Genomic DNA, 14303 nt, shown 5'->3' with positions numbered 1-14303 from the left:
AAAACCTGTACAGTGGTTTTTCAGTCCACCGTACAGGTTTTATTTTTTTTATATCCAACAGAAGGTTCGGGGGAGCTTCTGTCAGTTACATATTAGTTAAGCAAGACCTCTTTCTTCCAGCCAGTCGAAGAGAACGATTTTTTCTTCTTTCTTTCTCTTGGCCATGTGATTGAACTGAAGGATTGTCAGGACCGTGAAGATCACAAACAGTACAGCCAGTACAATTACAGAAGTAGTAATGCTTCTGCCACCACTGATCGTTGCACGGAATGCATCAACTGTGTAAGTGAATGGCAGGTATGCGTGAATCTTTGCAACAAATGCAGGAGAAATCTCGACCGGATAAGTACCGGCAGATCCTGCAAGCTGAACGACCATGAATACCAGCATCAGGAAACTTCCTACTTTACCAAGTGTAATGTTGAAGAAGTACATCATAGATGTAAAGGTCATTGCTGCGAGGCAGGCAAAGAGAACTGTCTTGCCCATCTCAGCAGGGGTGAATCCGTTAAATGCATGTAACAGAAGGATCAGACAGATTGCCTGAAGCATTGCTACCGGATAAAGTACGGAAGCTTTGCTTGCCCACCATGCAAAACCGGATTTCAGTTTGCCTTTATACTGAGCCAGAGGATACATCAGGCAGAATGCCAGTGCACCAACCCAGAGGCCTACAGACATCATATAAGGTGCCATTGCGTGTCCGTTATTCGGAACATCGGTAAGTTTTGTTTCATCGCTCACAACAGGTGTTGCGAACATTTTAATTGTTTCATCACTTGCTGAGTTATCTTTAACTGTTTTAGCTCCATCACTGAGGCTTGTGGTTAATGTCTTGGAACCATCTTTCAGTTCTTTCATACCACTTCCAAGTTTCTTGGAACCATCATACAGCTGAGAGGAACCACTCTGGATCTGAGCAGCACCATCTGCAAGCTGTTTCGCACCATTGTTCAGAGTGCTGTTGTTACTTACAAGTTTCTTGGTACCACTGAGAAGAGTTGAGGTACCGTTTGCTAATGTCTTAGTTCCGTTTGCAAGAGTAGTAGCACCGCTGGAAAGAGTTTTAGCTCCAGTGGAAAGCTGACTGGTACCGCTTGTAAGAGCAGAACTGTTAGCGGCCAGTTTAGCGACGCCATCTGTGTATGTCTTAATTCCTGTAGTCAGTGTTTCAGAACCATCGGCAAGCTGACCTGCACCGGATTTCACCTGCGGAAGTGCGCTTGTGATCTGTTTTCCTGCTTTTTTCAGACTTGTTGCGCCATCAGTAAGTTTCTTGTTGTTTGCGGTTAATTTATCAAATCCATCGTTCAGAGCTTTGATTCCGGCGGCTGCTTTCGGGAAAGCTGCGGTACCAGTCTCCAGTTTCTGAAGTCCGGCGGAAACAGTTTTTGTTCCGGTATTTACAGCTGTTGCACCCGCGTACAGCTGCTGTGTAACAGCGGAAAGCTGAGAGATCATATCTGTAGGAAGCTGACCTGCAACTGCGCCCATTGTAGTAGCGGCTGTGCCCATTTCTGTAGCACCGCTGCCCATTTCTGCTGCACCATTGCTCATTTCTGTAGCACCACTTGTCAGTCCGTCTGCAAGCTGGTTCAAAGTTGCTGCAGCACCTGTCAGAGTCTGTACACTGCTCTTAATATCCTCAGTTTTGCTGTTCAGCTGTGAAAGTGCATCTCCAAGTTCTCCCTGAACTGCATCAATTTCACCATTTACAACGCCCAACTGGGAAACCTGATCAGAATATCCGGCTGCAAAGGAAGTATCTACCTGAGAAGCGCTTCCGGCAGCACCGGACAGAGTATTGATCACATTGCTGAGGCTTTCAGCGGAAATTTTTCCATCTTCATCCTGTGCGCTCTGAATTGCCTGAAGTTCTGCAACAGCAGAGTTCATAGCCTGCTGTGCGGCATCAATTCTTCCGTTTGCGTCATTAAGTGTTGAAGTTGTTGTCTGTCCGTATGTATCCATTGCGGAGCTTACTGCACTGATCTGAGCTTTCATTCCACCAAATGCAGTACCAAGACCCTCTGCTTTGGAAGAAAGCATTGTACTTGCATCAGTAAGAGCACTTGCTGCACTGTTAAGACCAGGTACGATCTGACCGGTAACAGCTGACGCACCCTGAGTCATGGCTGCGGAAGCGGATTCCATACCAGTTTGAGCCTTAGTCATACCGGCGGAAGCAGATTCCATACCTTTCTGAGCCTTTGTAAGGCCACTGGAAAGCTGTTTGAAGGATTCTTCAGTAGTGCTTCCCTTCAGAGCAGAAACAGTGTCGTTAAGTTTTTTGGTTCCTGCTTCCAGAGCTGCAGTTCCGGATACCAGAGACTGAGAATCTTTAGTTCCTTTTGTAACGCCGGTATTTAACTGAGCGATACCATCAGAAACATCTCCAAGGCTTTCCAGAGCGGAGAGCTGTTTAGCGCCGTCTGCCAGTTCCTGTGCACCCTTTACATAAGCGGTTGTTCCATCAGCCAGAGTATCTGCACCGCTGACATACTTTGTAGCACCACTGGAAAGAGTATTGATACCTTCGCTTAAAGCTTTGGCACCGGATTCCAGGCTGCTTGCACCGCTTTTCAGTGCATCGGAGTTTTCATTCAACTGATCAACACCTGCGGTGTACTGTTTCACACCTTTATCCAGAGTGTCAACACCGGTTGTAAGCTCCGGTACCTTGTTGGTGAGAGTAGCAACACCACTGTCAAGCTGTTTTGCTCCATCATCCAGACTCTTGGCTCCGTCGTTAACCTGAGCTACACCATCGGTGTATGTCTTAAGTCCCTCTGTGAGACTGTCAGCACCGCTTACGAATGTAAGAGTACTTGTGGAAAGTTTTTTCAGGTTCTTGGTAATGGTTTTGTTACCATCAGCAGCTGTAGTCAGTCCGTCTTCAAGTTTTCCGGATCCGTCAGCAGCTTCCTGCATTCCGTCACCTGCTTCTGAGATAGAATCAAAAACGGTTTCTGTATAGGTTTCTGTAACCTGGGAGGCGATGTTGTCGCGAAGCTTCAGCATTGCTGTTTCACTGAGCTTGGAAGCGATGTAGTTGGTTCCCGGATTGGTCTGATATGTCAGCTCCATCTGCTTGGGGTTATCATCCATTACAGTAGCTGCATTTGCGGAGAAGTCTTCCGGAATTGTGATAACCATGTAGTAGGTTCCGTTTGCCAGACCGTCCTCTGCTGTTTTGCTGTCTACAATGTTGAATGCCATTGAGTCGTTGTCTTTCAGCTCATCCGCCATATCCTTACCTATACTTAGCGTCTTGCCATTATACTCAACTGGTTTGTCTTCGTTTACCACGGCCACCGGCAGGTTATCCACGCTTCCGTAAGGATCCCACATGGATTTCAGAAACAGGCCTGCATAGATGAGCGGGATAACGATGATAGCGATTACAACGATAAGCATGAGCTTGTTACGAAGTAGGCTTTTCCATTCGTCTTTGATCATTTTACCTATCCCTTTCTTTATTTAGTTTTATATAAAGCTTAGTTGCTTAATCAAACTTTATTCCAGTAATGGCTTCAAAATCTATTAAACATACTGAATTCTATTAATAGCTCTCAAATCCATTATCAAACAAAGTGTTGATTTTCTTTACGTGATGTATTATACTAAACACAAAACATAGATACAACCATTAAATATTTACTGAATGTATATTAATGGACATAAATGCGAAAAATGTCTAATACAGAAAGATGATTTTTATGGCTGCAGACACGAACATGATATTATAGTAATTCCAGAAATACTATAGTTGAGAGAAAATGACCGAATCAAGGAAGCCCTCTCCGCGGGATTGCGAAAAGCAATAAGTAATGAGTGGGGACTTGCTTATATCAGGAGGAGTACAAACAAGTCCTGATAAACTGCGGAGCAGTTATTTGGTTATGAGCAAGTAGCGAAGCGGATTGCGAATATCCGCTTGACTATATGGTAATTTATGAACATGAAGTAGAGTAGAATGCGAATGTCCGCTTTACTTATTATAGCTTTACGGAATAACAGGGGGAAAAGAAAAATGGCCGAAAAAGTTGATAGAAGAGTACGGAAAACAAAAGCACAGCTTCGAGCAGGATTAGCACGTCTTATGCAGAAGAAGAGTATTAAAGAGATTACTGTGAAAGAACTGGTGGAAGAAGTAGATATCAACCGTTCCACGTTTTATCTTCATTATACAGATATTTACCAGATGTTAGAATCTATTGAGGCGGAACTGATGGATGAAGTTTCTCATTTAGTAGAAGATTATCCGCTTGATCCTCTTAACAATAAGGAGAGTTCTTATCCGTTTATTGAGCAGATTTTTACAATTTTGGATAATAATAAGGATATTTGTATTGCACTGCTCGGAAAAAATGGGGATATGGCGTTTGTCAGCCGAATCGAAAAGCTGATTGCGGATACAGTTCTGCATCGTCTGTCTATTCGTTTGCCTAAGAATAATCGGGATATTGAGTATGCGTACGCCTTTTGTCTGAATGGATGTGTAGGAATGATCAAGACATGGCTCTCTTCTGAAAACCAGGAATCTACACAGCATATGGCAGAGCTTACCCATAAGCTGATTGATAATACAACACATATGTATTTGGAACAGGCTTTAAGATAAAATAAGAGCTGATGTTTCACGTGAAACAATAATAAATAAAATACGAAAATGGGGTTGTCGCACTGACAATTGTTGCCTCCATATAGGACTTTTATATTTCATTGTCCTATATGAGGGTAGCATATCACAATGTGACAACCCCATTTTTTTATGCCATAGGTGATTACTCCGTAATGTTCCAATGACACAAAAAAATCTCCGGGCAGGATCACGCTGCGCCGGAGAGAAATTATGCCAATTATGCCGCTGAAGCAATCTGCCGCAGGAGGAGAATCCTGCAAGCAGGAGCTTTTTTGTTTACAGAAAAATTGATACCTGCTCCAGAAAATGCTCAGGATCTTCGATGTGAGGAAGATGTCTGGTATCAGGAATTGTTGCAGTTTCAATAGAAGAATTCAGTTTCTGATACTCTTCGGCAATGAGAGAACCAGAAGCCTCTTTTTTGCCGGAAATGATATAAATGCAGGCATCAGAAGATTCAACTGCGTTGTTGATGCTGATATTCAAATACTTGCCAATATAGCTGGAATAGAGATATTTGGCGTTGGAACCACCTTTATGCGCGGATTCATAATAAGTATCTACAAGTGTATCGGTCACGTGAAACGGATTATAAAATAACTGTTCCATAAACATGCTGCTGATAGCCTCACGTGCACATGCGATATGATAGATCAGTGTTCCGAAGACAGGAAGTTCGATTATGTGTTTGAATAATTTATTGTCTTCACATGGGGCCTGCTTCAGTGAACTGAGACTTGGTGGATTTACAAGCATGATCTTGCGAATATAGTCGGAATTATTACGATATGCCATGATTGCAAAAGAACCGGAAAAACCACTGGCAATAATATCTGTTTCTTCGTGAATTACATTCTTAACAAAGTCGCAGAGAAGCTGCACAAATACAAAATTTGTGTAGGTAATCTCTGCCTTTTCAGAGCGTCCACAGCCCAAAAGATCAATCGTGTAAACGGTATGTTCTGTTGCCAGCTGATTTTCAACGGCATTCCATTCATAGCCAGATGCGCCTGGCATTATATCGTGAACGAGAAGCAGTGGAGAACCATGTCCCTGCTTTGTATAGTGGATTTTTCCAAAACGCCAGTCATATGTTTTACCATGTGGTTGCTCCAGCATATCTTTAAGCTGAGATGTGGCATCTATAAAACGATTTGTAATATGAATAACTCCTGTGGCTGTTCCTAATAAAGCAGCAAGAGTAAGTAGTTTATGTCCGTTTTTCTTCATTGAAAGCCTCCTGAAATTCGTATTAAATGATTTGGGAAAATACTGTTCGATGCACTAAAATTCACTGATCTGATGGTATTTTTCTGAATATTTTCTGGCTTTTATTATACGCTATTGGTGGAAAATTTACAATGCTTTTGTAGATTGGAGTAAGGAAGGTAACATGTGAAACAAGATAGAAAATGAGCGATATTTTTTATATCGAATCAGGAAAGTTCCCATCTCCTTGTGAAGCTACGAGAAACAAAATGTGGTGTGTGGAGGGATGAGGTTGTATCAGGAACACAAGCAGGTCCTGATACAACCGTGAAGCAGTTATTCGGTTATGAGTAAGTAATAAATGCGGATGAATTTATTTACTTGACTGTTTTACAGTGTATGTTTCACGTGAAACATATATTGCATGTAATACAGGCAAATAGTTCCTTTTTTAACCAAATCAAGTAAGTCCCCTGCTTCAATTGCGAAAAGCAATAAGCAGGGGGATTGATTGTATCAGGAAGAGTGTAAGCAATTTCTGATAAACTGCGAAGTAGTTAATTATTCGGTTATGAGCAAGTAGTGAAGCAGATTGCGAATATCCGCTTCACTTAGTGAGAGGCAGGAGATTTTTTTTGACAAATGTAAAGCAATTATGCCATAGATGCTGTAGTTATTTACGGAGGTGCAGCTATCTACTGGACAAGCGGATATTTGCATCTCGCATTGCTCGTAGCTCTGCACCGAATAAATTGCACCACAGTTTATGAGTGAATAAATACTCTGCCGGTTTTCACTTGCCATAGCTGTGGTTGTGGATACAGAGAGTCAAATTATACAGGATTTCCCAGAATAATATTGATTAAAGTTTTATTCAGCATAATAGTGCGGTTCCAGGGATTGATGATTACTCCTTCAATAGATGGTTCCTGGAGTGCTGCGTGAAAAATTTTGTCAATGTCTGCTGTGAAAGTAGACATGATCTGGCTGCTGCCTTTTAATTCTTCGTCAAAACTGGTAAAAGCAGCCCACCATTGTTTTCCATCACCGGTTTTTATAGCCTGGAGATTAATCTTTCCATCACCTTTTGGTGGTTCTACAGCTACGATCAGCTGAGCATACTCTTTCATTCTGCGACGAATTACCGTGAGAACGTGCGCCAGCATTTCTTCAGTGGCATCCTGCTGGAGAGCAGCGATTGCAGTTTCGATTTTGTCATTTCCCTGAAGCGTTTTATCTAATTGAGCCTTTGCCTGATCTTTGTTGGTTGGATTCATGATAGAAATATTCCTTTCGATATAGATAGATTGTTCGTGATTGTATTATAGCATTTCAGGAAATAGAGCGGCAAGATTAAGTTAAACGCAAACGTGCCTGCATCTGCGGGGGTATGGAGTAGGGTCGGAGATTTTTATCGATAAATTATATGGCGATAGTGTAAAGAGATAAGCTGAGAATAAGAGAAGAAGAACAAGGGGGGAATTCATAAAGATTTTGAAAAGAAAAAATGATATTTGACAAAAGGGATAGTAGTATGGAATGAGAAAAGAAAAAACATATGTCCAATATATCGGACTTTTCTGCGAAGGTGGGAAATGAAAAAAGAAATACGTCAAAATACGAAGGTTTAACGCTAAAAACGATATAAAAGTACGGTTTATAGTACCGCAATAATATATGTGTACGATTTATAGTACATATATAAAAATGCACAAAAACACCCAAACACCGTCATGTGCACCTGCACGCAGTCGAGCAGATATTCGCAATCCGCTTCGCTGCCTGCTCATAACCAAATAACTGCTCCGCAGTTTATCAGGAGAAACTTGCACTCCTCCTGATACAAGCAAATCCCCACCCACTGCTTATTGCTTTTCACAATTGAAGCAGGGGACTTACTTGATTTGGTTAAAAATACGATGAAAGATACGAAAAAAATAGAAAAAATAATGCTGTTTTTGCTGCAAATGCCTGCTTAACAATGATCTGGATGGCCTACATGCCTCCTGATAAGCTACGAAGTAGTTATTCGGCTATGGGCAGGCAGCGAAACGGATTACGAATATCCACTTGACGGCCCATATATAGAAAAAAAGAGGCGTTTTAGGGCGCCTGAGAGCTGTTATTTTGCTGTGTTTCTGCTATGTTTGAGCTGGTTTTGACGAGGACAGGAGACAAATAATACATAATGGGATATTTCGGAAATAAAAAATATAAATACGCCGCTTCGCGGCGTATAACCAGGAAAAAGGAATAGCACAAAATGAAACTTGCTGGTTAAAATGAAAAAATAATACGCTTTTCCTGTACAATATAAATTCAACTATACTAGCGATAAAACGCTTGTAAAATAAGCGTTTTTAGTAACTTGTAGTTTCTATATATTATATAAAAATGATAAAAATGGCAAAAATCAGACATCCCTAAAATACGCCAAAAATCGCTGTTTCATTTTGCTATATATCAAAATATGCCATTATATTTTCTAAAATGATACCAAAAAATCTTTTACAACATTTCGCTCTTCATCGTAGTATCAGTTGTTTTTGCTTTTATCCTGAAGGGAAATAGAGAGGCGTTTGAGTAATTTGATATATAGAAGCAAGACATAACTACATGACAAATGTAAATGATTTTATCTATCCAATCGAATTAAGTAAGTCTCCTGATTCTATTGCGAAAAGAAATAAGCAGAGGGTGGGGCCTTACTTGATTCAGGTCAAGCGGATATTCGCAATCCGCTTCGCTACGTAGCTCTACACCAAATAGCTGCTCCGCAGTTTATCAGGAGGAGCTTGCACTCCTCCTGATACAAGCAAGTCCCCCACCCACTGCTTATTGTTTTTCGCAACCCCGCAGGGGACTTACTTGATTTGGTTAAATGGTGACAAACTTGGGGGCATATACGCTGAAAAAGAGCAGCAATTGCTGATAATAAAATATGAAATAATTGCATTCATAAATGCATAACAGAACGTGCCAGGCAGTAAGAGCTGCATATTGTAAGAAATGTAAAAAACTGCCATGCAGGTACTGAAATACGCGCGGTCAGTTTTGCAGTAAGAACAGCAAGCATATTGTAAGGCAAAATCCGGTAAAAACGCTGGCGTTCAGTTCTGTGGCATTACAGTAAAAATACTGTGGGAGGGAGGTGGAATCATTACGGAGATTACGTATGGGACCGATCTTTTTGAGGCATTCCTGGAACTGCTATAGTACTGTAAGAGAGAAGTGGAATCATTGCCCTGAGAAGAATCATCTGTGGTTTTGCAATAAAACAGAGTATTGTAAGGGCAGTTTAAGAGCACTGTGGTTTGGGTATACTATACAATAAATAAAATAATTCAAAACCCATTTTCTATTGTTTCACGTGAAACATTATGTGGCGGTTTAAAAATAAAAGTGTTATAATGGTATCCAATGAGTAAAAATCCCTTAAAAAATACAAAAAAGGAGGGGTAAAATGGGACGAATCATTGCAGTTGCCAATCAGAAAGGCGGGGTTGGAAAATCAACAACGGCGATTAATTTATCGGCCTGCCTTGCTGAAAAAGGGAAAAAGGTTCTTGCCATTGACATAGATCCGCAGGGAAATACCACAAGTGGACTTGGTGCAGACAAGAATGCAGTAGAAAATACCCTTTATGAGCTGCTGCTTGGAGAAGCAGAGACCAAAGATACCATTATAAAAAACGTAGTAGATAATGTTGACCTGATACCATCGAATATGAATCTTTCCGGTGCTGAGATTGAGCTGGTAGATCTTGAGGATAAGGAATATATCCTGAAAAAGATTACTGACAAACTGCGTCGGAAATATGATTACATAATCATGGATTGTCCGCCGTCACTGAGCATGCTGACAATCAATGCCCTGACGGCGGCAACTTCTGTTCTGGTGCCGATTCAGTGTGAATATTACGCACTGGAAGGTCTGTCACAGCTGATACATACCATCGAACTGGTGAGAGACAGATTGAATAAACGTCTGAAAATCGAAGGCGTGGTCTTCACCATGTATGATGCCAGAACAAATCTGTCACTCCAGGTTGTAGAGAATGTAAAAGAAAACCTGGATCAGAATATATACAAAACGATCATTCCGAGAAATGTACGACTTGCAGAGGCTCCAAGCTATGGAAAACCAATTAACCTGTACGATTCAAGATCTACAGGAGCAGAAAGCTACCGTCTTCTGGCAGAAGAAGTTATCAGCAGGGAGGGCGAATAATGGCTGCGAGAAAAACAGGAGGTCTTGGAAGAGGTCTGGATGCACTGATTCCTAATAAAGCCGGTGGACCGTCAAAGGAAACCGCAAAAAGGACAAGATCCACAGTTAAGAAAGAAAAAACAGAAGCACAGGAAAAACCTGCGGCAGAACGTCTTGTAAAAATTTCCAGTGTGGAACCGAATCTGAATCAGCCGAGAAGGCATTTTGATGAGGACGCACTGATGGAACTTTCTGAGTCTATCAAACAGTATGGCGTTCTTCAGCCGCTGCTGGTATCAGATAAGAAGGATTATTTTGAGATCATAGCAGGAGAGCGTCGCTGGAGAGCAGCCAAGATGGCTGGTCTTAAGGAAGTTCCGGTTGTGGTAAAAGAGTTTACGGACCAGGAGATCGTGGAGATTTCTCTGATTGAGAATATTCAGCGGGAAGATCTGAACCCTATAGAGGAAGCAATGGCCTACAAACGTCTGATGGAAGAGTTTCACCTGAAACAGGATGAAATCGCAGACAGAGTTGCCAAGAGCAGAACAGCGGTAACCAATTCCATGCGTCTTCTGAAGCTTACTTCAAAAGTGCAGGAAATGGTGATTGCAGATATGATTTCTGCAGGCCATGCAAGAGCACTTCTGGGAATTTCCGATGAAACCCTTCAGGAAAATACAGCCATGAAGGTTTTTGACGAGAAACTCAGTGTCCGTGAGACGGAAAAACTTGTAAAAAATCTGGTTTCCCCGGCAAAGAAAGAGAAAACAGAGAGAAATACCGCAGAAGATGCCATTTATGAAAGCCTGGAAGAAAAAATGAAAGGCATCATGGGAACAAAGGTATCCATTCAGCGAAAGAAAAACAACAAAGGTAAAATTGAAATTGAATATTATTCCAGGGATGAACTGGAGAGGATCATTGATCTGTTCGAATCTATCAGATAGGAGGCAGAATGAGCGGGATTTTTGAAAGCATAGGAATTGATTCCGGGATTGTGATCATTATTTTGCTGATCCTTACCATCATTCTTCTGATTAATGTGGTGAGCAGCAATATGCGTCTGAGCCGCCTGGAACGGAAATATAAGCTGTTTATGAGAGGCGGAGATGCACAGTCACTGGAAAAAGTTTTTGTAAGAAAATTTGCACAGATCGACCGGCTGTATGAGGCAAAGGAAGATCATGATCATGACATCAGCTTTATCAAAAAAAATCTGAATGTAATGTTCAGCAAATATGGAGTTGAGAAGTATGATGCCTTTGATGATGTAGGCGGAAAACTCAGTTTTGCGCTGGCGCTTCTTGATAAGAATAACACAGGTCTGATCCTGAATGCGGTTCACAGCCGTGACAACTGTTTTCTTTATTTAAAGGAGATTGTAAAAGGTGAGTCCTATGTTGTCCTCAGCCAGGAAGAAGTGGAAGCTCTGAGAAAAGCTGTAAACTTCGGACTTGGTGAGATTGAGAAGGAACAAAAATAAGAATATTTTTAATACAGGAGGAATATCATGTTAGACATTAAGTTTGTGAGAGAGAATCCGGAGGTTGTAAAACAGAATATCCGCAACAAGTTCCAGGACAGCAAACTGGAGCTGGTTGACAAGGTTCTCGAACTTGATAAAGAGAACAGAGAGATTAAGCAGGAGGTTGAGGCTCTCCGTGCTGAGAGAAACAAGATCTCCAAACAGATCGGTGCTCTTATGGGCCAGGGAAAAAGAGAAGAGGCAGAAGAGGTTAAAAAACAGGTTGCTGCATCCGGAACACGTATCGAGGAACTTTCCCAGAGAGAGAAAGAGGTTGAGGAAGAGCTTCTGAAAGACATGATGGTAATCCCGAACATCATCGATCCTTCGGTACCGATCGGTAAAGATGACAGCCAGAACGTAGAGATCGAGAAATTCGGTGAGCCGGTTGTTCCGGATTTCGAAGTTCCATATCATACAGATATCATGGAGAGCTTTGACGGAATCGATCTTGACAGCGCAAGACGTGTTGCAGGTAACGGATTCTATTATCTGATGGGAGACATCGCACGTCTTCATTCCGCAGTAATTTCCTACGCAAGAGATTTCATGATCAATCGTGGATTTACTTACTGTGTACCGCCTTTCATGATCAGAAGCAACGTTGTTACAGGTGTTATGAGCTTTGCTGAGATGGACGCTATGATGTACAAAATCGAGGGTGAGGATCTTTACCTGATCGGTACAAGTGAGCATTCCATGATCGGTAAATTCATTGACCAGATCATTCCGGAGGAAGAGCTTCCGAAAACACTTACAAGCTATTCTCCATGCTTCCGTAAAGAGAAAGGTGCTCACGGACTTGAGGAGAGAGGTGTTTACCGTATCCATCAGTTCGAGAAACAGGAGATGATCGTTGTCTGCAAGCCAGAGGAGAGCAAAATGTGGTTCGACAAACTGTGGCAGAATACAGTAGATCTGTTCCGTTCTCTTGATATTCCGGTTCGTACACTTGAGTGCTGCTCCGGTGACCTCGCTGACCTTAAGGTGAAATCTCTTGATGTTGAGGCATGGTCCCCACGTCAGAAGAAATACTTTGAGGTAGGAAGCTGCTCCAACCTTGGTGATGCACAGGCACGTCGTCTGAAGATCCGTGTAAACGGAAAAGATGGTAAGAAATATCTTGCACATACATTAAATAACACAGTAGTAGCACCTCCGAGAATGCTCATCGCTTTCCTGGAGAATAACCTGAATGCAGACGGTTCTGTAAGCATTCCAAAAGCTCTGCAGCCATACATGGGCGGTATGACAAAGATTGAGAAAAAGACACGCGCGTAAGAGAAACGCAGGCTTTTTCAGGGAGGTGTTCTTGTGCATAGTTATTTAAAGGCCGTTGGCTTTTCACAGGTTACCAGAAGAAGTGAAGTAAAAGAGATCATCCGTGATGTGATCGCAAACTACGATGAAAAAGTTTGCGTGGAAAATCATCCGGAAGGTGTATTTGTACAGTTTTCTAAGAATTACGGCTGCGACTGTGGAATCAGCGTTTGTGGTCAGTACGATGAGAACGGTGAGTTTCACGTGGAATATTATTTCCCGTTTTTCAGAGGAACAGGAATCACATCCAGGGAAAAAGTAACTGTTGAACGTCATACAGAGAAAGAATCTTATGCAGGTGCATGTGATGATCTTCGTATTGGTGTGACGATGATCTTTTATCTGCAGAATCCGGCAGAATATATGCAGGAAAAATGCAGAGGCCTGAAAGATCCCGGAAACAGACCTGTAACCGTTTCCGGTCTTGCTTCAGAAGGAAAGATCCTTTTTCCGGTGCAGAAAGATAAAGAAGCTGTAAAGGTGGAGCGAGAGCTTGCCAAAAACAGAACGAATCTTATCGAGGCTGCAAGAAATGGTGATGAGGAAGCAATGGAAAGCCTTACAATGGAAGATATGGATACGTATTCCATGATCTCCCAGAGGATCGTTACTGACGATATTTTAACCATTGTGGATTCCTATTTCATGCCATATGGAATTGAGTGTGACCAGTACAATGTACTTGGCGAGATTCTGGACATCATGAAATTTAAGAATATCCTGACTGGCGAAGAAATCTGCCAGATGACTATTGAGAGCAACGATATGCAGTTTGATGTCTGCATCAACAGCAAAGATCTTCTCGGTGAGCCGGCAGTTGGCCGCCGCTTTAAAGGAACGATCTGGCTGCAGGGACAGCTGCATTATTGAAAAAAATCTCGGGGTCTGAGATGAATATTTTACTTTCGCTGCTTTGCCGGCAAAGTAACAGGAGTTTGCCAGACACGGAATTAATTCTTGTAATTTCAAAATAAATATAGTAAAATAATGGTTGTGAAACTTCCGGAAGCATCCGAAATGTTTCACAACCATATATGTCCTCGTAGCTCAGCTGGATAGAGCACTCGCCTCCTAAGAGAAAGCCGAGGCATTCCCCAAAGGGAAAAAATGAAAAACAACTTTCAGTTCGAATCTATTCTGAAAAATGCTAATGGTGACAACAAAGCATTCCCCAAATTGGGGAACGTTCTAATGTTACCAAATCAAAAAAATCTGTAGATTGACAACTCGAAAAAGAGTTGATAATCTTATATATGGCCGAAGGGAGAAATCCTAGAAACCCAGTAAAATCAAGGGTTTGCGGCATGTGTCGTCATAGCTCAGCTGGATAGAGCACTCGCCTCCTAAGCGAGGGGTCGGAGGTTCAAATCCTCTTGGCGACGGGCTTCAAA

General features: G+C 41.9%; 9 protein-coding genes and 1 tRNA gene. 7 read left to right on the top strand and 3 right to left on the bottom strand.

Annotated elements, in window-relative coordinates:
• Window positions 1–96: 96 nt before the first annotated feature.
• On the bottom strand, window positions 97–3459 hold the full coding sequence (locus AC04Q6_RS08200) for a YhgE/Pip family protein (RefSeq protein ID WP_476389629.1): 3363 nt from the start codon (window positions 3457–3459) through the stop codon (window positions 97–99).
• Window positions 3460–4033: 574 nt separating this feature from the next.
• On the opposite strand from AC04Q6_RS08200, the gene AC04Q6_RS08195 reads away from it, so the two are divergent.
• The gene (locus AC04Q6_RS08195; protein WP_118071876.1) at window positions 4034–4624 is read left to right on the top strand and encodes a TetR-like C-terminal domain-containing protein; all 591 of its coding nucleotides are present in this window, start codon (window positions 4034–4036) and stop codon (window positions 4622–4624) included.
• A gap of 297 nt (window positions 4625–4921) precedes the next feature.
• Here the strand turns inward: AC04Q6_RS08195 and AC04Q6_RS08190 are convergent, their stop codons facing one another.
• Window positions 4922–5875 carry an alpha/beta fold hydrolase gene (locus AC04Q6_RS08190; RefSeq protein WP_118063700.1) on the bottom strand — a complete coding sequence of 318 codons (954 nt, stop codon included), beginning with the start codon at window positions 5873–5875 and terminating at the stop codon, window positions 4922–4924.
• Between the two features lie 812 nt (window positions 5876–6687).
• Complete coding sequence (locus AC04Q6_RS08185; protein ID WP_021977461.1) at window positions 6688–7131, bottom strand: SseB family protein; 444 nt, start codon at window positions 7129–7131, stop codon at window positions 6688–6690.
• Window positions 7132–9317: 2186 nt separating this feature from the next.
• Here AC04Q6_RS08185 and AC04Q6_RS08180 point away from each other — a divergent pair.
• The 6 genes from AC04Q6_RS08180 (at window position 9318) to AC04Q6_RS08155 (ending at window position 14294) form a co-directional block, all read left to right on the top strand.
• Entirely contained in the window at window positions 9318–10085 is a 768-nt protein-coding gene (locus AC04Q6_RS08180; protein ID WP_118063702.1) for a ParA family protein, read from the top strand.
• Entirely contained in the window at window positions 10085–11014 is a 930-nt protein-coding gene (locus AC04Q6_RS08175) for a ParB/RepB/Spo0J family partition protein (protein ID WP_021976384.1), read from the top strand. Before AC04Q6_RS08180 ends, AC04Q6_RS08175 begins: the two co-directional genes overlap by 1 nt.
• A gap of 8 nt (window positions 11015–11022) precedes the next feature.
• On the top strand, window positions 11023–11550 hold the full coding sequence (locus AC04Q6_RS08170) for a DUF4446 family protein (RefSeq protein WP_021976385.1): 528 nt from the start codon (window positions 11023–11025) through the stop codon (window positions 11548–11550).
• 27 nt (window positions 11551–11577) lie between these two features.
• On the top strand, window positions 11578–12873 hold the full coding sequence (serS, locus tag AC04Q6_RS08165; protein WP_021976386.1) for a serine--tRNA ligase: 1296 nt from the start codon (window positions 11578–11580) through the stop codon (window positions 12871–12873).
• A 33-nt stretch (window positions 12874–12906) separates the two neighbouring features.
• A complete protein-coding gene (locus AC04Q6_RS08160; protein ID WP_021976387.1) occupies window positions 12907–13782 on the top strand; it encodes a DUF3881 family protein in 876 nt (291 codons plus the stop codon).
• 438 nt (window positions 13783–14220) lie between these two features.
• Window positions 14221–14294, top strand: a tRNA-Arg gene (locus AC04Q6_RS08155).
• Window positions 14295–14303: the final 9 nt, after the last annotated feature.

The sequence above is a fragment of the Blautia sp. HA9023 genome, from assembly GCF_056504095.1.
The sequence above is the reverse complement of the archived record's forward strand: the minus strand, read 5'-3'. Positions and strand labels throughout refer to the sequence as shown.

Coding starts and splice junctions, on each gene's coding strand:
- AC04Q6_RS08200 (WP_476389629.1), bottom strand. CDS start 3,459: ATGATCAAAGACGAATGGAAAAGCCTACTTCGTAACAAGCTCATGCTT.
- AC04Q6_RS08195 (WP_118071876.1), top strand. CDS start 4,034: ATGGCCGAAAAAGTTGATAGAAGAGTACGGAAAACAAAAGCACAGCTT.
- AC04Q6_RS08190 (WP_118063700.1), bottom strand. CDS start 5,875: ATGAAGAAAAACGGACATAAACTACTTACTCTTGCTGCTTTATTAGGA.
- AC04Q6_RS08185 (WP_021977461.1), bottom strand. CDS start 7,131: ATGAATCCAACCAACAAAGATCAGGCAAAGGCTCAATTAGATAAAACG.
- AC04Q6_RS08180 (WP_118063702.1), top strand. CDS start 9,318: ATGGGACGAATCATTGCAGTTGCCAATCAGAAAGGCGGGGTTGGAAAA.
- AC04Q6_RS08175 (WP_021976384.1), top strand. CDS start 10,085: ATGGCTGCGAGAAAAACAGGAGGTCTTGGAAGAGGTCTGGATGCACTG.
- AC04Q6_RS08170 (WP_021976385.1), top strand. CDS start 11,023: ATGAGCGGGATTTTTGAAAGCATAGGAATTGATTCCGGGATTGTGATC.
- serS (WP_021976386.1), top strand. CDS start 11,578: ATGTTAGACATTAAGTTTGTGAGAGAGAATCCGGAGGTTGTAAAACAG.